The 20,940-nt window shown below is 39.4% G+C and carries 17 protein-coding genes; all 17 read left to right on the forward strand.

All coding sequences use genetic code 11. The features are described 5' to 3' along the window. Positions 1-278 precede the first annotated feature (278 nt). The 17 genes from EV693_RS08620 (at position 279) to exbB (ending at position 20,930) form a co-directional block, all read left to right on the forward strand. Complete coding sequence (locus EV693_RS08620) at positions 279-1,487, forward strand: sigma 54-interacting transcriptional regulator (RefSeq protein ID WP_132501967.1); 1,209 nt, start codon at positions 279-281, stop codon at positions 1,485-1,487. Between the two features lie 8 nt (positions 1,488-1,495). Further along, positions 1,496-3,160 carry an ABC transporter substrate-binding protein gene (locus EV693_RS08625; RefSeq protein ID WP_132501968.1) on the forward strand — a complete coding sequence of 555 codons (1,665 nt, stop codon included), beginning with the start codon at positions 1,496-1,498 and terminating at the stop codon, positions 3,158-3,160. Between the two features lie 17 nt (positions 3,161-3,177). Then, positions 3,178-4,143, forward strand: coding sequence for an ABC transporter permease (locus EV693_RS08630; RefSeq protein ID WP_132501969.1), 966 nt, complete (start codon positions 3,178-3,180; stop codon positions 4,141-4,143). Further along, on the forward strand, positions 4,130-5,020 hold the full coding sequence (locus EV693_RS08635) for an ABC transporter permease subunit (RefSeq protein WP_132501970.1): 891 nt from the start codon (positions 4,130-4,132) through the stop codon (positions 5,018-5,020). Before EV693_RS08630 ends, EV693_RS08635 begins: the two co-directional genes overlap by 14 nt. 39 nt (positions 5,021-5,059) lie before the next feature. Then, complete coding sequence (locus EV693_RS08640) at positions 5,060-6,094, forward strand: peptide ABC transporter ATP-binding protein (RefSeq protein WP_132501971.1); 1,035 nt, start codon at positions 5,060-5,062, stop codon at positions 6,092-6,094. A gap of 42 nt (positions 6,095-6,136) precedes the next feature. After that, a complete protein-coding gene (gene hrpA, locus EV693_RS08645) occupies positions 6,137-10,099 on the forward strand; it encodes an ATP-dependent RNA helicase HrpA (protein WP_132501972.1) in 3,963 nt (1,320 codons plus the stop codon). 148 nt (positions 10,100-10,247) lie between these two features. Further along, positions 10,248-10,829, forward strand: coding sequence for an LPS export ABC transporter periplasmic protein LptC (gene lptC / locus EV693_RS08650; RefSeq protein ID WP_132501973.1), 582 nt, complete (start codon positions 10,248-10,250; stop codon positions 10,827-10,829). 80 nt (positions 10,830-10,909) lie between these two features. Further along, complete coding sequence (gene lptA, locus EV693_RS08655) at positions 10,910-11,428, forward strand: lipopolysaccharide transport periplasmic protein LptA (protein ID WP_132501974.1); 519 nt, start codon at positions 10,910-10,912, stop codon at positions 11,426-11,428. Between the two features lie 8 nt (positions 11,429-11,436). Continuing rightward, entirely contained in the window at positions 11,437-12,162 is a 726-nt protein-coding gene (gene lptB / locus EV693_RS08660; RefSeq protein ID WP_132501975.1) for an LPS export ABC transporter ATP-binding protein, read from the forward strand. After that, positions 12,159-12,692: a PTS sugar transporter subunit IIA gene (locus EV693_RS08665; RefSeq protein ID WP_132501976.1), complete on the forward strand. Its 534-nt coding sequence runs from the start codon at positions 12,159-12,161 to the stop codon at positions 12,690-12,692. The genes lptB and EV693_RS08665 overlap by 4 nt, the downstream gene beginning before the upstream one ends. A 61-nt stretch (positions 12,693-12,753) precedes the next feature. After that, positions 12,754-13,614 (forward strand): RNase adapter RapZ, encoded by an 861-nt coding sequence (gene rapZ / locus EV693_RS08670; RefSeq protein WP_132501977.1) that lies wholly within the window; start codon positions 12,754-12,756, stop codon positions 13,612-13,614. Beyond that, on the forward strand, positions 13,611-14,810 hold the full coding sequence (locus EV693_RS08675; protein WP_132501978.1) for an FAD-dependent monooxygenase: 1,200 nt from the start codon (positions 13,611-13,613) through the stop codon (positions 14,808-14,810). Before rapZ ends, EV693_RS08675 begins: the two co-directional genes overlap by 4 nt. A 127-nt stretch (positions 14,811-14,937) precedes the next feature. Beyond that, entirely contained in the window at positions 14,938-15,522 is a 585-nt protein-coding gene (locus EV693_RS08680; RefSeq protein ID WP_132501979.1) for a lipoprotein HlpB, read from the forward strand. Positions 15,523-15,771: 249 nt separating this feature from the next. Then, positions 15,772-16,593 (forward strand): ChaN family lipoprotein, encoded by an 822-nt coding sequence (locus tag EV693_RS08685; RefSeq protein ID WP_132501980.1) that lies wholly within the window; start codon positions 15,772-15,774, stop codon positions 16,591-16,593. An 87-nt stretch (positions 16,594-16,680) separates the two neighbouring features. Next, positions 16,681-18,954 carry a TonB-dependent receptor domain-containing protein gene (locus EV693_RS08690; RefSeq protein WP_132501981.1) on the forward strand — a complete coding sequence of 758 codons (2,274 nt, stop codon included), beginning with the start codon at positions 16,681-16,683 and terminating at the stop codon, positions 18,952-18,954. 96 nt (positions 18,955-19,050) lie between these two features. Next, a complete protein-coding gene (locus EV693_RS08695; protein ID WP_132501982.1) occupies positions 19,051-20,160 on the forward strand; it encodes a hypothetical protein in 1,110 nt (369 codons plus the stop codon). After that, entirely contained in the window at positions 20,160-20,930 is a 771-nt protein-coding gene (exbB, locus tag EV693_RS08700) for a tonB-system energizer ExbB (protein ID WP_132501983.1), read from the forward strand. Before EV693_RS08695 ends, exbB begins: the two co-directional genes overlap by 1 nt. Positions 20,931-20,940 lie beyond the last annotated feature (10 nt).

A 20,940-nucleotide genomic window follows, 5' to 3' on the forward strand; every position in this document is an offset into this window, starting at 1 on the left:
TGGTAGGGTGTTGCGTGGCTTTCTTTTTTTCCTCTTTTCTCTTTTAGTAAAGGGAAAGACAGCTAAAAAGTAAAAAGAACGTTCTTATCTATTTACGATAATCCAGTCCCCTCAAGTTTCGGCTTGGGGGGATTTTTGTTGTAAACAAAAATTTCCGTTTTTGCTTGTTCGAGAGTATGATCATAGTATGCTAAGCGGTGAGATTGGATAAAATATTTACACATCGTAAAGTTGAAAGTCTCGAATAGGCAAAACGTGGAGAAGGATAGGGGCAATGTATGCGATTGGCGATTGAATGTATTGACTCAATTAAGTCAGCACAACAGATTTTAGGCTTATTGATTATTGAGAAGGTTAATTTTGAGAGCTTTGAGATAAGAAAATGTGTAGAAAAGGAAATGACCTATTTACATACAGAAACATTGTGTAAGGCACAGCAGAAACGGTTGATAGGCTTGATTACACAGCTTTCGGGAGTTGTTGCGGTTAATTTAATTGAAGAGCTGTCGCCATTTATGTCAAATCAACGCAGTGAATTTGATTATCTTGTGGCTCAAGATCTCAAAATGAAAGCGGTGGTTGAACAGGCGAAAAAATTTGCTCGGTTAAATGCACCATTGTTAATTCAAGGCGAAACAGGAACTGGCAAGGATATCTTTGCAAAAGCCTGTCATCAATTTAGTGGTCGTCGTTCACAAAAATTTATTGCCGTTAATTGTGCGGGCTTGCCAAAAGATGAAGCAGAAAGTGAGATGTTTGGCTATCATAGTCAGAGCGAGGGGCGAAAAAGTGTTGGTTTTTTTGAATATGCTAATGGCGGTACGGTATTGCTTGATTCTGTCGCAGAATTGTCTCTTGAAATGCAAGCCAAGTTGTTACGTTTTTTGAATGATGGCTCGTTTCGCCGTGTGGGCGAAGATCGAGAAATTCAGGTTGATGTGCGAGTGATTTGTACTTCACAAAAACCGCTAGAACGGTGGGTTGCAGAAGGGAAAATGCGAGAGGATTTATACCATCGTTTGAACGTGTTGGTGTTGAATTTGCCGCCATTGCGTGAGCGTCGCAAGGATTTGCCATTATTAGTTGAGGATTTTATTCAACAAATTAGTCAGCAACTTGCGATCACGCCGCCCCCCTATTCCACGCAATTTGTTCAGGCTATATTGGGTTACCCTTGGTCGGGTAATTTGCGTGAACTCTATAACAGCTTGTACCGTGCCTGTTCAATGGCAAATGGTCAGTTACGAATTGAGGATTTGAATTTGCCCAAAGAGCGTATTTTTGAGACTCATTTTGTCGATGAGATAGATGTGGATAGTTTCGAGCAAATCTCGCTTGAGGAATGTCTGAATCAGTTTGAAGCAAGATTGTTGAGTAAGTTTTATGCAAAATACCCAAGTACACGCAAATTAGCACAGCGTTTAGGATTGTCGCATACTGCTGTGGCAAATAAGTTACGGGCTTATGGGATTGGGAAACATAAGTGATGAGTAAGATGAATAAGATAAGACAAGCGGTCAGATATACGCTTTTTTTTGCAATTTTTTTCTTAAATTTGACCGCCTATGCTAACTCGGCTTCCTCTTCTTCCATTGCCGTTGTTCCCAGTATATTACGAGAGCAAAGTTTAATTTTTTGTACGCATTCATCAGATTTAGTAGACGAGCAAATCTACGATAAATTAATTGAGTTTGACCCTATTGAAAACAAGTTTATGCCTGCGTTGGCATCGCACTTTGAGGTGAGTGAAGACGGGCTATCGGTAACCCTATTTTTACGTCCAAATGTGGCTTTTCATCAGACAAAATGGTTTACGCCCACTCGCTTTTTGAATGCTGACGATGTTGTGTTTTCGTTAAACCGAATGTTAGACGAGCCTGCTTTAAAGCAATCTAATCTGGATACTAAGATTGTATCAATGACTGCTTTGGCAGATGATGTGATAAACATTCAATTGGCTGAACCCAATGCTTCATTATTGACTTATTTGGCAAGCCAGTATGGGAGTATTTTGTCGAAAGAATATGCGTTGCAGCTTGAGGCTGGTAATAATTTGCGACAATTAGATCTGTTGCCTGTTGGGACAGGGGCTTATCAGTTAAGTTTTGATGGTGAATATCAACAAAATGATTATGTGCGTTTGACTCCTCATTTAGGCTATTGGGGAGAAAAGGCGAATGTGGCAAATGTAATTGTGGATTTTTCAACTACTAGCACGGGAAGAATGGCAAAATTTTTAAATGGCGAATGTGATATTGTGGCGTTCCCCGAACCCAGCCAATTATTGATTTCTCCATTTTTATCTAAACAATACTCTTCTAATCCGCTACGAGCTCGTCTAGCAAAAGAGGGATATATGGTAGAGAGCCAAGGGGCAAATATAGCTTTTTTAGCGTTTAATATGAGACGGTCTAAAATGCAAGATAGGGCGTTACGTCAGCAGATTGCACAGTCAATTGTTCGTGAGCGGTTGGCAAAGGTGCTATTTTATGGATTGGCAGAGCCTGCTTATACGATGTTGCCAAAGCTGTTTTGGGAAAAAGGGCAAACTGTGGTAGGAGAGCAAGTGATAGACAATGTGGCACAACCTAATGGGGTATCAACGAGTGTTATTCGTAAAAATTTACAGGAAACTGACCGCTTATCTGATTTACCAGCCAATTCGTTGTTATTGTGGGTTGTGGACGAAAATCAGGCTCACCATTTGCATTCGCTGAAGATGGCGGAGTTAATCAGAGCGGATTTAGCGAGAAGTGGTTTGAACTTAAAGGTGCGTAAAGTTAGCCGAGCATATTTTATTCAGCAATTGCAGCAAGGGCAGGCGGATTATGATTTAATTTTGTCAAGCTGGTTGGCAGATAATGCTGATCTTGATCGTTTTCTAACGCCATTGTTAAGTTGTCAAGCACAGCATTCGGTAACGAATTTGGCAAATTGGTGTGATCCCAAACTGGATTTGTTATTAGATGCGGTGGGGTTAAGCGAAGAAAGTGAAGTTCGCCAATTGCTGTATCAGCAGATACAAAAGCGGTTAATTGAGACGTTGCCTATTTTGCCGTTAGTGAATGTGAAGCAGGCATTGTTGGTGAGAAATAATGTGAAACAAGTCCGCTTAACGCCATTTGGTCAGGTCAATTTGTCGCACATTAGAGTGGAATAACAGAGAGTGAGAGAAAAATGTGGAATGCCTTTATTCGTCAAATATTTCTGACGCTGATTACATTAACCATTCTATCTTTTATTAGCTATCATATTTTATTGCGTGATCCGCTCAGTTCGCTTGCCCAAGAAAACTATTTTTGGGGCTATTGGCTATATTTGACGGCTTTGCTACGAGGTGATTTAGGAGTGAGTTATCAGACAGGGGAGCAGATTATTCAGCAGATTTTAGTTGTTTTTCCTACTACCTTATCGCTTTGCTTATCAGCTTCATTTTTGTCGTTGTTATTGGGGATTCCACTGGGCTTTGGGGTGGCGATTAAGCATGAGACGGTGATTGGGCGTTTTTTGATTGCAATGGGGAATGTCAGTTTTGCGATTCCTGTTTTTTGGCTGGCGATTGTGTTGTTAGCCTATGCATCGCTTGAGCAATGGAGCATTTCCGCTGTGGGCGAACTGCACCCTATTTATGATGTGCCAGCGGTAACTGGGGTAAAAATTATTGATATTTTCTTGTCGGATTCACCCTATAAATTGGCGATGATACAAAATGCGTTACAACATTTAGCTCTACCCACGTTGATTTTATCTATACCTGCGACATTAGAAATTTTACGCATTACACATCTGCGAGCGAGCTATGTGATGCAGCAAAATTATGTCAAAGTGGCCAAGGCAAGAGGCTGGTCGCCGTTAAAAGTATGGCGTACGCATATTCTTGGCAATACGCTTTTTCCTCTTATTCCGTCGATAGCTCGTAATATTACCTTGATTTTTGCTTTTGGAATGTTGATTGAAAATGTGATGAGTTGGGGAGGGATTGGACGTTGGATTATTACCGCACTTAATTTGCAGGATTATCGTGCGATTTCAGCAGGGGTGATGGCGATTGGAGGCTTTATTTTGATGATTGATTTGCTGGCTCGAATACTCACCACAATGCTTGACCCTTATCAGAAAAAGGATTGGTATGTTAAATCGTGATGAAGTTGAACAATTTCGGCAGGTGGCTTATTTTTCGCAATTTTGGCGTGAACTAAAACGAGATCCGATTGCATTAGTCAGTATCTATCTCTTTTCAATGTTGTTGGTATTGGTTCTTTTGGGAAGGGGGCTTGCCCCTTATGCGGCAGAGAGCCAGTTTATTGGCAAGGAATTGTTGCCACCATTTTGGCACGCTCTTGGGCAATTTAGTCATTTTTTGGGTACAGATGATTTAGGGCGAGATATTTTCAGCCGTATTTTATATGGATTTCATTATACTGCAGGGGCTGCATTAGCGATTACTTTTGTGATTGCCTTTTTGGGGGGGCTGATTGGCATTTTAGCAGCCCTTAAAAAAGGGAGTTCTTTTACGTTATTAAATCATCTGTTTGATACGTTTTTATTTACGCCTATTTTGTTGATTGCGATTATCATCGCCACGTTAATGGAGCCGAGTTTAGTCAATGCGGTGTTGGCAGTTTTTTTGGCGATGTTGCCACATTTTAGCCACAAAATTTATCAAGCTACCCAGCAAGAATTAGCTAAAGATTATGTGATAATGCTACGTTTAGAAGGAGTAACCCATTGGCAACTTGTTGTAGAGGTGATTTTGCCGAATTTAATTATTGTGGCATTAAAAGAGCTGTCGTACATTTTTTCGATCGCTGTGTTGGATATTAGTGCTTTGAGTTTTATTGGGTTAGGGGCTCAAAGTCCAATGCCTGAGTGGGGGGCGATGATTCGTGATTCAATGGAGTTGATTTATCTTTCGCCTTGGGCTGTGATTTTATCTGGGGTTGCGATTATTCTTGTGATTTTTATTGTCACGTTGTTTGGTAACAGTATGGTACGAGTATTGGAAAAATACCGTTATTAAATCCCCCTCAAAGTGGTAGAAATAGGAAGCATAAAATAAATGGCATTGTTAGATATTCGTCATCTCACTATCGAAATTGATACCCCAAATGGGCGGATTAAAATGGTTGATAATATCAATTTAACCGTTGCTAGAGGGGAAATTTGCGGTTTGGTGGGGGAGTCTGGATCAGGCAAGAGTTTAATTGCAAAAGTGATTTGTGGTTTAATCAAAGATGATTGGATTATCAGTGCTGACCGTTTCCGTTTTAATGATGTTGAGCTACTTAAACTCACGCCAGCCCAAAGGCGTAAGCTGGTAGGTGATCAGATTTCGATGATTTTCCAAGATCCACTTTCTTGTTTAAATCCAAGTCAGCCAATTGGTCAGCAACTTGTGGCAACGATTCGTTTTAAGGGCAAATGGTGGCAGTGGTTTGGTTGGAAAAAACGTAAAGCGGTGGAATTGCTCCACCGTGTGGGGATTAAGGATCATCAAGATATTATGCAGAGTTATCCGTCTGATATTACACAAGGCGAAGCTCAAAAAGTAATGATTGCAATGGCGGTGGCAAACCAGCCTCGCTTGTTGGTAGCTGATGAGCCAACTAATACAATGGAAGCCACGACTCAATTGCAAATTTACCGTTTGTTATCAAGTATGAATAAAAACTTGGATACTTCAATTATTTTGGTCAGTAACAGTATGGTTGCTATACATCATTGGGTGGATACATTTAACGTGCTGTATTGTGGACAGACCGTTGAAATAGCAAGTAAAGATGTCATTATGCAGATGCCTTATCACCCCTACACAAATGCCTTGTTACATAGTGAGCCTGATTTTTCACAACCTTTGCTGTTTAAAGGACAGCTCAATACGTTAAAGGGCAGTATGCCGATGTTACAGAATATGCCGATTGGTTGCCGTTTAGGCCCTCGATGTCCTTTTTCTCAAAAAAAATGTACGGTAAAACCGCCATTGCGTAAGTTTAAGCAGCACGAATTTGCTTGCCATTTTCCAGTGAATTTCCAAGAGCAGGCTTTTTTAAAAAAACTGGATATGTCGCCTGTTGTAATAAGTGAAAAAAATTAAGAAATAGCTTAGAAAGCAAAATTAGATTTAAAGAAGCATAAAATGAAAAAGATAGATAACCCTAGAGGTTCCAGCGTGATTCGTCCAAAAGCGGCGAGATCGAATTCTGAACAGTATAGCCCAGCACAACAAGCATTACGGTCTCAACTCAACAACCTGACCTTGGTTGATGAGCGTCATTTGATTAGTCGCATAAAAGGGATTGGTCGCCTAAAAAAAGCAGCGTTGCAAGCAGCTGAAATTGCAAAAATAGAAGAACAATTGACCGCTTGTCAGACTCGATTTACCGCTCGTCAATTGCAACAACAGACCATTGCGATCGATTATCCTGATTTACCTGTTTCTGCTCGTCGAGAGGAAATCCTAAAGTTAATTGCAGAAAATCAAGTGGTGGTGATCGCAGGTGAAACAGGATCAGGTAAAACCACCCAGCTACCGAAGATGTGCTTAGAGCTAGGGCGTGGTGTGCGAGGCTTGATTGGACATACTCAACCTCGTCGCCTAGCCGCTCGTTCGGTGGCAAATCGCATTGCAGACGAGCTAAAAAGCGAGATGGGCGGAACGGTTGGTTATAAGGTGCGTTTTAACGATCAGATAAGTGAAAATACGTTGGTGAAATTGATGACAGACGGCATTTTGCTGGCTGAAATTCAGCAGGATCGCTACCTCAATCAGTATGACACGCTGATTATCGATGAAGCTCACGAACGTTCGTTGAACAATGACTTTATTTTAGGCTATCTCAAACAAATTTTGCCCAAACGTCCTGATCTTAAAGTGATCATCACTTCTGCTACCATTGATGTGGAACGTTTTTCCCGTCATTTTAACAATGCACCAATCATTGAAGTCTCTGGACGAACTTTTCCTGTGGAAGTTCGCTATCACCCTGTTGTGGAGGAAGAAGATCAAGACCAGTTACAAGGTATTTTGAATGCCGTTGATGAGCTACAAGCCGAAGGGCGAGGCGATATTTTAATTTTTATGAGCGGTGAGCGGGAAATTCGTGATACGGCGGAGGCGTTGGAAAAACAGAATTTGAGGCTAACTGAAATTTTGCCGTTATTTGCGCGCTTATCAGCACAAGAGCAGCAGCGGATTTTTCAGCCAAGCAGTTTAAATCGGATTATTTTAGCCACCAATGTGGCAGAAACCTCGCTAACCATTCCGAATATTAAATATGTGATTGATACAGGAACGGCTCGTATTTCTCGTTATAGCTATCGAACTAAAGTGCAGCGTTTACCGATTGAGCCAATTTCACAAGCCTCCGCTAACCAGCGAAAAGGGCGTTGTGGGCGAACGAGTGAGGGGATCTGTATTCGCCTTTATTCAGAAGAAGATTTCAACGCACGGCCTGAATTTACCGATCCTGAAATTTTGCGAACCAATCTTGCTTCGGTGATTTTGCAAATGACCTCACTGGGATTATCCGATATTGAGGCATTTCCATTTGTGGATCGTCCTGATACGAGACAGGTGCAAGACGGTATTCGTTTGTTGGAAGAACTAGGGGCAATAGTTGGGGCGCCACGTTTTGCGTGTGAAAAGGCGAATAAATTGACGACAATCGGTCGCCAACTTGCCCAATTGCCTATCGATCCCCGTTTAGGGCGTATGGTGATTGCGGCAAGCCAAAATGGTGCATTGCACGAAGTGATGATAATTGTGTCTGCTTTATCCATTCAAGATCCCCGTGAGCGTCCGCAAGAACGCCAGCAAGCCGCAGATGAAAAACACCGCCGTTTTGCAGATAAAGAATCGGATTTCTTAGCGTTTGTCAATTTATGGCATTATATTCAGGCAGAGCAAAAAATATTGAGCAAAAATCAGCTCCGCAAACAGTGTCAGAAAGATTTCCTAAATTATCTGCGTGTGCGTGAATGGCAGGATATTTATCATCAGCTACGTTTGAGCGTGCGAGAAATGGGATTGCCGATTAATAGCGAGCCTGCAAATTTTCAGCAAATTCACACCGCTTTATTGACGGGATTGTTGTCGCATATCGGTATAAAAGATAATGAAAAAATGCATTATTTAGGGGCAAGAAATGCGCATTTTTATGTATTCCCAAATTCAGTCCTTTTTAAAAAACAGCCTAAATGGTTGATGGCATCAGAATTGGTTGAGACCACGAAACTTTGGGCGAGAACAGCTGCAAAAATCGAGCCAGAGTGGATTGAACCCTTGGCTCAGCATTTAATTAAGCGAAGCTACAGCGAACCGCATTGGTCAAAATCTCGTGGTGCGGTGATGGCGTATGAAAAAGTGTCGCTGTATGGGATTCCGATTGTGTCAAATCGTTTAGTGAGTTATGCGACAATCGATCCCGTAGTGAGCCGTGAGATTTTTATTCGCTCGGCAATGGTGGAAGGTGATTGGCATAATAATTACAAATTTTTTAAAGAAAATCACCGCTTGATCAAAGAGGTGGAAGCGTTGGAGCATAAAGCTCGTCGCCGAGATATTTTGGTTGATGAGCAGACGCTCTTTGAGTTTTACGATCAGCGAGTGGGAACAGAAGTGGTGTCCAGCCGCCATTTTGATAGTTGGTGGAAAAAGGCTAGCCAACAAGATCCAGAACAATTGAATTTTGAGAAATCATTCTTGATGAATGAAAATGCTCAGACTGTGAGTGATTTGGATTTTCCTAATTTTTGGTATCAAGGCAATCTTAAATTGAAATTGAGTTATCAATTTGAATTGGGACAAGATCACGATGGGGTCACGGTGCATATTCCGCTGCCATTGCTAAATCAAGTGGAGCCAGAAGGCTTTGACTGGCAAATCGCAGGGTTGCGTCAAGAGCTTGTGGTGGCATTAATTAAATCGTTGCCGAAAACCTTACGCCGAAATTTTGTGCCTGCTCCCAATTATGCACAGGCATTTTTGGCGAGGGTTGAGCCTTATAAACAACCATTATTAGTCAGTTTAAGTCAAGAATTGCGTAAAATGACAGGCGTTACTGTTGAGACTAGCGTTTGGGATTTAACTCAACTTGCCTCACATTTACGGATTAACTTCTGTGTTGTGGACGAAAAAGGTAAAAAAATTCAAGAAAGTGAAAATTTAGATGAACTGAAATTTGCGTTGAAAGATCAGGTGCAGTCTAGCCTTTCGACTATTGCTGATGATGGCATTGAGCAAAGCGGTGTACATTTGTGGAATTTCGCTGAGTTACCACAGTGTTATGAGCAGAAAAAAGCCCATTTTAGTGTGAGAGCTTACCCTGCGATTGTCGATGAGAAGACTGCAGTAGGGGTGAAATTATTTGAAACGGAATTTGAGCAAGCAAGAGCAATGCAAGCAGGATTACGTCGTTTATTATTACTCAATGTGCCTTCACCGATTAAATATTTGCACGAAAAATTGCCGAATAAAGCGAAATTAGGCTTGTATTTTGCACCATTTGGTCAGGTGTTAGCATTGATTGATGATTGTATTGCTTGTGCTGTGGATAAATTAATTGATGAGTTTGGTGGATTAGTTTGGTCGGAAGAAAAATTTCATCAGCTACACGAATTTGTGCGAGCAAATTTAAACGACACTACCGTTGAAATTGCCTTGCAAGTCGAGAAAATTTTGACACTTGCTTTTGAATTGAATAAACGAATGAAAGGCAGAATGGATTTCACGATGGCATTTGCTTTGTCAGATATTAAAGCCCAGCTTAATGGATTGATTTATCCTGAGTTTGTTACCCAAATAGGTTATCAACGCCTTGCAGATTTACAGCGTTATTTGACCGCTATTGATAGGCGTTTAGATAAATTGGGCGTTGATATTAATGCAGATCGTGCGAAAATGTTGCGAGTTGAGCAAGTTGAGGCTGCATATAGGCAGCTTTTGGGGAAATTACCAAAATCGAAAGCCATTCCTGATGAGGTGTTGGAAATTCGTTATATGATTGAAGAGTTGCGAGTGAGTCTTTTTGCTCAGCAGCTTGGGACAAAATACCCCATTTCGGATAAACGGATTTTGAATGTCATTGAGGCAGTTGGGTAATCGTGATGTGTGAGGGTGTGTCATATACGTCTCTAAACCTTTTTCCTTACAGCTTGAATTTATGGCATAATGCTGCCTAAATGAAGGGTATTAGCAACGGTTGTACTGCAACCTTGTGGTAGAACGTAGTAGAAAATTGTATAGCGAAATGAATAAACGTTTAAATGGTGTCTTGCTGCTGATGGTCGCAGGGTTAATTGGGTGGTATTTAGGTATGCAACCAAATGAGATCGGCGATTTATCACGTTTGATTAAAAAACAAGGTGAGCCAGAATACATTGGCAGAGCTGTCTCTGCTAAAGTCTATGATATGCACGGTCAGCCACAATATTTTGCAAAAGCAAATGAGATCAAACATTATGAACAAACGGCTAAAACCGAATTGTTTCAACCGTTGTTATATTTGTTTAATACAAATACTGCAAAAGAGCAATGGAAAATTACTGCGAATCACGCAGAAATTACGCAAGAAAAATTGCTTTATTTAACAGGCGATATTCGACTTGAAAATATTGAGCCTAACTCACGTTTACAACGTTTGGAAACTCAAACGTTATTAGTGGACTTGATTACGCAAGATATTTCTTCTGAAAGTGAAGTGGTTTCAACAGGACTGGGGTTTAACACTTCAGGCATTGGGTTATCAGGCAATCTTAAAAAGCAAATTGCGACCCTGTTGAAAGATACTCGAACCTATCTTGAGCCGATATTGCTTGAAAAGCAGCAGTAGGTGCTAAAATAAAGAGTGTATTTTTATTAAGTAATGCAAGATAAAATTAAAGGCATATAGAATTAGAGGAATAATAAAGTATGAAAGCTACGATAAAATCGCTTTTCCTTGTGGTGTTATCTACATTTTCTGGGGCAATTTACGCATTAAAGAGTGATACTTCACAGCCGATTAATGTGCATTCAGGCAGCCAGTCATTGGATATTGAAAAAAATATTGTTACGTTCAGTGATAATGTATTGATTACACAAGGTTCGATTAAGATCAATGCCGCTAAGGTTGTTATTATTCGTCAAGAGGGCAAAAAAGAAAAAATTGAAGCTATGGGCAGTCCTGTTATTTTTGAACAAACATTAGACGATGGCAAACGAGTAGAAGGACGTGCAAATCAGATTAGTTATGATTTAGGAGCAGAGTTTTTAACACTTACAGGGCGTGCAGAACTTAAGCAACTAGACAGTTTTATCCAAGCTGAGAAGATAACTTATAGTGTGAAGAAACAACAATTAAATGCAACTAGTAGTAATAAATCTCGTGTAAAAACTGTATTAATGCCGACGCAGTTTCAAGAAAAGAAAAGCCAAGAAAAGAAAAAGTAGAGCGAAAAATGTCAATTCTGTATGCAGAAAATTTAGCTAAAAGTTATAAAAATCGCCAAGTGGTCAAAGGGGTGAGTTTGAATGTTAAAGCTGGCGAAATTGTCGGCTTACTTGGACCGAATGGAGCAGGAAAAACGACCACTTTTTATATGGTGGTGGGTTTAGTTCGCCACGATCAAGGTAAAATTCGAATTGATGAACGTGATATTAGTTTGTTACCAATGCATGAGCGAGCTAAGCAGGGCATTGGTTATTTGCCACAAGAAGCCTCAATTTTTCGCCGTCTGAGTGTGTATGAGAATTTGATGGCGGTGTTACAAGTGCGTAAGGATTTAAATGATCAACAACGCAGAGATAAAGCTGACGAACTAATTGCGGAGTTTCATATTGAGCATATTCGAGAGAACTTAGGACAGGCTTTGTCTGGTGGGGAACGTCGCCGTGTAGAAATTGCTCGTGCATTGGCCGCTAATCCGCAATTTATTTTGCTTGATGAGCCTTTTGCTGGTGTTGATCCCATTTCTGTGATTGATATAAAAAAAATTATTGTCAATTTAAAAGAGCGTGGGTTGGGTGTATTGATCACCGATCATAATGTGAGGGAAACATTAGCTGTGTGTGAGCGTGCGTATATTGTTGGTAGTGGAAAAATGATTGCAACAGGCACACCTGAAGCGGTGCTTACCAATGAAGATGTAAAACGTGTCTACCTAGGTGAAGGTTTTAAACTTTGAAACTGACGACTTTCCTTGCATTACAAAATGTACAGCATAATGTTTTTGTCTCTAGTAAGAAGCGTGCTTTGGAATTGGTTGCTAAACTTATAGCAAAGCAATTAAACCAGCTTAATCAACCCAATGAGGCATTGGTACAGCAGAATTGTGCAGAAAACAAAGGACAAGTTTGTCCTATTGAATGCTTTGCAAATTTATTTAAGCGAGAGAAATTAGGTTCGACTGCTTTAAATCACGGAATTGCTCTGCCACACGCTAAATTGTCGCTTAGTGAGCCATTATTTTTTAATGAACCAATGGCGGTATTTTTGCAATTGGAAAATCCCATTGATTATGATGCAAGTGATCATAGGGAGGTCGATTTAATCTATGCTATTTTGTTTCCTGAAAATGACAGTGAAAAATATCAAGATTATTTAGCTTATATTGGACAAGTTTTAACAAATAAAAATGTGCTGAGGAATTTACGAGCAGCAGAGAGTGTTGAAGATATTTGGCAAATTTTGGACTATGCGGAACCACTTGGCTGAGTATTTAGCTTGGATAAAAAATCAAACACAATGAAAGATGGAATAAAAGAGATAGCAAGAGATGGAATTGATTATTATAAGTGGACGTTCTGGAGCGGGTAAATCTGTTGCTCTTCGAGCGTTAGAAGATGTTGGTTATTACTGCGTGGATAACATTCCGTTGCCATTGATCCCTCAATTAGCGGAATTATTGGCGAAATCTTATCAAGCAGCGGTAGTTAGCTTAGACGTGCGTAATTTGCCAGCAGATTCGGCACTACTGGACGCTGTACTGGTAAAACTTCCATCGGATATTCGTGTTAAGTTGGTATTCCTTGATTGTGACTGTAAAACATTAATCCGTCGCTATAGCGACTCTCGCAGGATACATCCATTGGCAAGTGAGGAACCAACTTTAGAAAATGCCATTGAGTTGGAAGATTCTCATCTCGAACCATTATTACATCAAGCCAATTATGTGATTGATACCACTTATCTTTCTGCTCACGAATTGGCAGAAAAATTGCGTGAATTATTGCGTGGTACGTCTAAAAAAGAACTAAAAATCATAGTGGAGTCTTTCGGTTTTAAATACGGCGTGCCAACGAGTGCAGATTATGTTTTTGATGTACGTTTTTTGCCTAACCCTCATTGGAATTCAGAGTTGCGTCCTATGACGGGACTTGACCAGCCTGTCGTTGATTTTTTAGAACGCCAACCTGAAGTACACCATTTTATTTACCAAACTCGTAATTATTTAGAAATGTGGTTACCTGCATTGGAACAAAACAATCGCAGTTATTTGACAATTGCAATTGGCTGCACAGGTGGAAAACATCGCTCAGTGTTCATTGCGGAACAGTTGGTAAAATACTTTGCTAGTAGAGATAAGCAGGTACAGGTACGTCATCGTAGTTTAGAAAAGCATAAAATGAATTTATGAAAACAGCGGATATTGTGATTGTTGGCGGTGGAATGATTGGATTGGCACTTGCTGCATTACTAGCACAAAGTTCGTGCCAGATAAAAATTATTGAGAAATCACAGCCTAACTTGAAGGGAAATTCAGTTCAGCGAGTGAGTGCGATAAATGCAAAAAGCCAACAAATGTTTGATAGGATCGGCTTATGGCAATATATTCCGCAGGAAAAGCGTTCGCCTTATCACCAAATGTTGATTTGGGAAAAAGACAGTTTTGCTAAGTTGCATTTTGAACAACAAGATAGTGCAATCAGACAACTTGGTTTAGCTCAATTAGGTTTTATACTGGATAATCACGATATTCAGCATGCACTTTATCAGTTAGTTAATTTGCAAGAGAATGTAGAAATTTTGCATACTGTGCCGACTAATATGAGTATTACTGAAAATGGTGCGGTATTAATACTTGAAAATGGTGAAGTTATTTTTACCAAACTTGTGGTTGGTGCTGATGGAGCAAATTCTTGGGTACGCCAGCAGGCTAATATCCCACTTGTAAGCCGTGATTATTCGCACAGTGCTTTGGTGTGTCAAATTAAAACTGAAGAAGCACATCAAAAAATGGCACGTCAAGTTTTTACCTCAGACAGTATTTTGGCTCTACTGCCGCTACCTGATAAGCATTATTGTTCGATTGTGTGGTCGTTACCGCCAGAAAAAGCCATACAGCTTTTAAACTGCAATGAAATGGAATTTAATAAAGCACTGACTGTTGCAAGTAATAATCAGCTTGGTTTGTGTGAATTACAAAATCCGTCTAAATTGCAAAATCCCCGAGCCATTTATCCGCTTGTTGCACGTTATGCTCGTGATTTTGCTCAACCTCGCCTCGCATTAGTGGGTGATGCTGCCCATACTATCCACCCATTAGCTGGTTTGGGAGTAAATTTAGGATTTTCTGATATAATTATGCTTGCTGATGCTATTCAAATGAGTTTAGTGCAGGAGCGAGATATTGGAGAATATCGCCAGCTTCGCCAATTTGAGCGAGAGCGTAAGCTTGATGCGATGAAAATGTTAGCAACGATGGAGACGATTAAGCAGATATTTACGGGTGAGAATCCATTAAAAAAATTACTTCGAGGAGTGGGCTTAACCATAACGAACCAGCTCCCTGTAGTGAAAAAATTACTCATTGAACAAGCAATAAATGTTTAGTTATTCATCAAGTTGCTGATGATAAAAACAAAATGTGAACTAAACTACAAATAGTATGTCTTTGAGTAGTATTCTTTATAACCTATTGGTAAGGTTATTTTTATTTACTTTTTTATTCGAGGATATTATGGATAAATTTACTAAGATGACTGCTGCTACATTGTTTTCTCTTTTTTTAGCGGCTTGTGATAAACCAGCTGAAGCACCAGCTTCTTCAACGCAAGCCCCTGTAGCGACTGAAACAACAAATGTACAATCTACACAAGTAATGGATCAAGTTGGTGTTGAGGATTACAACAAATTAGCTGAGTGGAATAAAGAACACGAGAAATCAATTGAAACTGCACAACTATCATTACAAGAGCAATTACAAAGTCAAGATGAAAAACAAATTGAAGAAGCACTTAAGGCGTTTAAAGGGACACTTGATGAGGTATTGGTCAGTCTAGATAAACTTGATATTAAACACGTTGAAGTAAATGCTTTAAAAGGAAAGCTAAGAGAGATTTTAGTGGGATCTAGTGATGTAATGAATGAATCTGTTAATATTATGATGGCACCAGAAAAAGTAGCAACGGAAGAAATAAAACAAAGATTGCAAAATAAAACTGAAAATTTACAAAATACGGTGCTTGAACTACAGAAGCTCGAAGCTGAATTAAGCCAAAAATTTGGTGGTGCTTCACAACCACAACATTCACAGCCAAAATAATAATTTCCTTTCAATTCTAGATTATTTTATTCGCCCTTCCTTGACCAAGTCTAAAAGTCAGAAGGGTTTTTTGTTCTCTTCTTTTCAGTTTTTCTGTCCTCGTCATTTTTACCAATATAACTATATTTCTTGAACATTTTGCAGCTATTTTAGCTTTTTAAATTGTAATAGAATTTATTTTTATTTGTAAATTTATCTTATTAATATAGAATAATAATCATTATTATTTTTATTTTTTATTTGTTTACAATGAAAAAATCCATTATAGAAATCTTGTGTGTTATTTGTTTATCCATTTGTCTTGCGGCTTGCAGCACACTTTTTGAGCCTGAGCAAGCACAGATTTATGATATAAAGGCTCAAAAATACATCAGTGTCGAATCGCTGGTTAAACAGCTGGAAAAATCACCGTTAATTTTGGTTGGTGAGCGGCATGATGTGAAGTTGCATCACGATATCCAACGCTGGTTAATAGCTCAGTTGCACAGTCCACGTTCAGTTGTCTTGGAAATGTTGCCTTCTACACAACAAAAAACACTGGATCAAGAACTATCGGCTATACGCAAAAATATGATAAATAATGACCGCTTATACATCTTGCCAAAGCATATAAACTGGCAAGCAGCTTGGGATTGGCGGCAATATGGAGAACTAGTTAATACGATTGTTAATTCTCAGCATCGATTGATGGGCGGAAATTTAGATAAAGAGGAAATTCGAACGATTATGCAGGGTGCTTATCCATTAATAGGTAAAAAATCGACAGCTCTATCCGTTCAGCAACAATTGGAAGCACTTATCACACAAGCTCATCACGGTGTTGAAATACAGGATAAACAGCTTAAAAAATTTGTGCAGACTCAACAATTTAAAGATCGTCGAATGGCTGAGATTTTAGTTAAAAATAAGCCGAGTATATTGATTGCAGGCAATGTACATACTTCAAAATCAGTCGGTGTGCCGTTGCATTTAGATGATTATGAGCAAAGTGACTATGTTGTTTTAAAGCTTGGTTCGAAGCAAGATATTGAGCAAAAACAGGCAGATTTTATTTGGATAACTGACAAATGAGCAAAAAACATCGCAACGAAAAGTTTAACTAAGCCTTTGTGAATTGAGTAAGAGCAACAACCAGTAAATAAAAATGGAGAAAAATGAATGAAATTGCAGTTAAGTCCTGTGGCGAGAGTACTGATACCTGTGTTATTACCTTTAATCGCTTGGGCGGAAAATAATCAAACATTGACCTTGGAGTTCGAAGAATTAGACATCATTGCTCAGAAGCAAAGTATGGAAAGACAAGGATATTCTCGTTCTGGTGCGGTAAGTTCTATTTCAATTTCTGAAGATAAAAGAATGCAATCGTTGGATAGCGTGGTGCGTGCATTGGCGGGTAGTTATACAAATATCAATCCTACACAAGGAACGGTGAGTATTAATATCCGAGGCGAGAGCGGATTTGGGCGTGTCAATACGATGGTTGATGGTGTGCCGCAAGCATTTTATGGCACATCGGCAAATTCTGATGGTAAATATCATTCTGAAGAGAACGGATATGGTCCAACAAGTCAATTTGGCACAATGATTTCCCCTGATTTTTTAGTCGGAGCGGATATTGTTCGTGGATATGCTTCTGGAGCTGGTGGCGTGAATGGTTTAATGGGACACGCCAATTTACGCACATTTGATGTTGATGATGTGCTGATAAATGACCATCAGGTTGGTATATTGTCTAAGTGGCAGTATGGTACAAATCAAATTGGCAAAGGGGGAATGCTGACACTTGCGGGCAAAACATCAATATTATCGCAAGGAGAGGTTGGTGCGTTACTGGGATATAGTGCCAAAACAATAGGGGCAAATTATAAAACAGGCAGCGGTGTAAGGTTGTCTGAGAATATGGCGGTGAAAAAGCTTGAGCAAAAGCCGACTGCTTATCTAGCAAAGCTAGAGTTCAGCCCGAATCCTCAACATCAGTTTCTTATTGGGTATAACCAATTTGATAATAACGTTGGTGGTAGGGAAATAGATAATCGGGCATCGCAGTTAAAATATCAATATAGCCCTGCAACACCGCTGTTAAATATTTCATTTTTAGCTGCAAAAACACAAAGTAAACAACGCTTTAATGAGGATTCATTGATTTGGTTGCTGGAGAAAGGGCGGACACAGAATGAAACTCGCTATTTAAATTTGCAAAATATTGCGATTATTTCGCTGCTTGATACGCAGACCAGTTTCACTCTAGGGGCGAGTATGTTTGATAATCGTTATGAAAAATCAGCAGTAGGCATTGATCAAGATAATTTAGAACATACTACTTTTTCGCCTGAGGGCACACAAAAATTACAGAGCATTTATGCTGAATCTGAAGTGAAAAAAGGTATTGTTTTATTTAATAGCGGTTTGACATATACCGTAGGTGAGGTTAGGGGGTTTAAATCTGCTTGTCGAACTTATTTAGTTGAATCTGGTAAGCGAATTTTTTCGCAAAATTGTGTGCCAACTGGGGAAGGAGTAATGCGTTTACATAGCAGTGCGTTAAATGGCGTGGCTATGCTGACCTTGGAAATCAATGATGGGTTCAAACCATTTGTGAGTTATTCACAAAATACTCGAGTTCCTAATGTACAAGAAGTCTTTTTTAATAATGAGAGTGCAAGTTCTATGAACCCATTTTTAAAGCCTGAGGAAGTGGCAACGTGGCAGTGGGGATTTAACAGTCGTAAAGAAAATGTACTGCAAGAAGGGGATTTTTTAGGACTTAAGGTGGTCGGCTATCAGGCTCGGATTAAAAATTATATTCATAGTGTGAGCTTTTATTTATTGAACGATGGCGGATTAACTAGAAATATTCATGGTGATCTTGCCCCCGCCGCGTTTCACGCTCAAATGAATGTGAATGCAATAAAACCTGTTACCAATAAAGGTATTGAAGTTTCTGTACATTATGATAGCAAGAATACTTTTGCTTCAATGACTTACAGCTATCAAAAAACTAACCATCATTATAATGCATCTAGCACAACAGGGACTGGTTTTGGCACGATTAGCGTAACTGAATTACCAAGGGATTATGCCACACTTGATGTGGGGGGGAGGGCATTGAATAAGAAATTAACGTTTGGTGGTATTGCTAAATATACTGGCAAATTCCGTCGCTATTCCCCCGAAGGGCTGACAGTGGAGGAACAAGACCTGTTGCAAGATGTGCCGAGTATGCCAATCATTTTTGATATATATGCGCATTATCAGCTAAATGATCATATTCTACTGAAAGCGACAGTACAGAATGTTACAAATAGAAATTATATTGATGCGTTAAATGCACTTAATTCGACACAATCACAGCATATTGATGATAGCAAATTTAGCTATACCAATGCTGCACGAGGTAGGACTTATTTGTTGGGGACAGAAATTCGCTTTTAATTGATGACTTGCACTATTTTTAATCGTTTTAATTTTATTTTTAACATCTGAGTTAGTGTTTTTTTATCCACTTTTATTTTATTCAAGGAGAAAATAATGAAAATCTCGCAATTTGCGTTACCTGCTGTGTTTGTCTTTGCATTGACAGCCTGCTCAAGTAGTAAATCATCTTATGAACCAACCAAAAATTCGGCTGCACCAAAAAATGATGGAGCCAGCGTAACCCAGTCTAAAGTAGAGACAAAACCGCAGCCAACTTATCAAACAACTTATCCGCTAGCTGAGAGAGGATTTAAGGTATTAACCAGCACTGAGGGTGGATTTGCTAATGAACCGCCTGTTGCAAAAGACAATGTGGTATTTTATTCCAATGGGATGAATGGTTTACAAAAAGATAAACTGACTAAAGGGAAAAATATTGCTGATGTAATTAGAAAATCAGCAAGCACCATTGATCCTTATAAAATGAATGAGGTTAAGGTAACAGACGAGCAGGGCAAGTTGGTGGGTACTTTCCAAATTGTTAATCAACAATATGCAAGCTATGGCACTTTTATGTTTGATGATCCAATTAAAGACGATGCAGGTAAACCTAAGTATGAGCCAGTTGCTTTTTACAATGCACAGCTTACGACAGAGGAGCAGTTTAATAAGCAAACAGGTCAAGCTACTTATCGAGGCAAGCTAGTAGGTTATAAAGATGGCGTAAAAGGTAAAACACCAACAGAAGCCGCTTCGGCAGATATTACACTGAATGTGGATTTTGCGAAAAAGACAATTAGTGGCAAAGTGGCAGGAGAAACACGTTTTGATGGTTTAGTTAAATATCATAGTAAATTTTTAGGTTATGGTAAGGAAGAGTTTAAACACGATCCATATAATGCTGGCGATGTTACCGATAAAGGTGAAAAGTATTCTAAAGTTGATTTAATTCTTCAAGAAACAAAAATAGAAAGAAATGGTGATGGTGTGATGAGCTTTGATGGTTATGATAAAGTCGTGATTAATGGTATCTCACACCGTGATTGGCTCAATGCGAAAGAATCTGATTCGAATAGCGATCCAAATACTAAATTGGCTGAAAAAGTAATCACGATCGACTCCTATTACGGTGTTTTGGCAGGACCAAATGTTGAAAATATCGTTGGACAAATTGGCGATGGCGAAAACCGCTTAATGTTTGGTACGCAAAAAACGGATAAATAATGAAAAATATTATTTATAGTTTCTTGATGCTATTTGTAGGCTCAGCATTTGCTGAGCCTACAGCAGTAGATTTATTTGCAAATTCAACATTCGCACATGATTTTTCCATACAAGGAATGTATCACAATGCCCATTCCGTTGTAAAAATGGTAATGGTTATTTTAGTGTTTACCTCGGTGCTAACGTGGACTATTTTTTTTGCAAAAGCGATTCAGCTTTGGCGATACGCTCGCCAATGTAAACTCGCTTTGCAACAGCTTAGTAAAACCAATACGCTTGCTGAAGCACGCCAGCAAGTGTGCCGTTCCGATTTTCATATTTCGACTAGTCTACTGGCGGAAATTGACGATGAGATGGTGTGTAGTCAGCAGCAATATGATCAGGATTTTATTCAGAGAGTAGAAGATCGACTTACGCAAAAGATGACAGAGTGGCAAGTTAAAACACGTTATAGCATTGGTATTCTTGCAACAATCGGTGCGGTTACGCCTTTTATTGGGCTGTTTGGTACGGTATGGGGCATAATGAACAGTTTTATTGGTATCTCAAATGCTAGAAATGTTACGCTATCTGTGGTTGCACCAGGCATTGCAGAAGCATTATTTGCCACAGCTTTAGGACTTGTTGCCGCAATTCCTGCTGTTGTCATCTATAACCAATTTAACCGTCAAAGTATAAATTTCCAGCAGCAACTTAACCGTATTGCTGCACACTTTTTTTTGACATTAAAGCGAGATGTTTCGCTAAATCGCTTGACATACAAAAATTAACTTTATTGCA

Source organism: Nicoletella semolina (assembly GCF_004345745.1).
Lineage (GTDB): Bacteria > Pseudomonadota > Gammaproteobacteria > Enterobacterales > Pasteurellaceae > Nicoletella > Nicoletella semolina.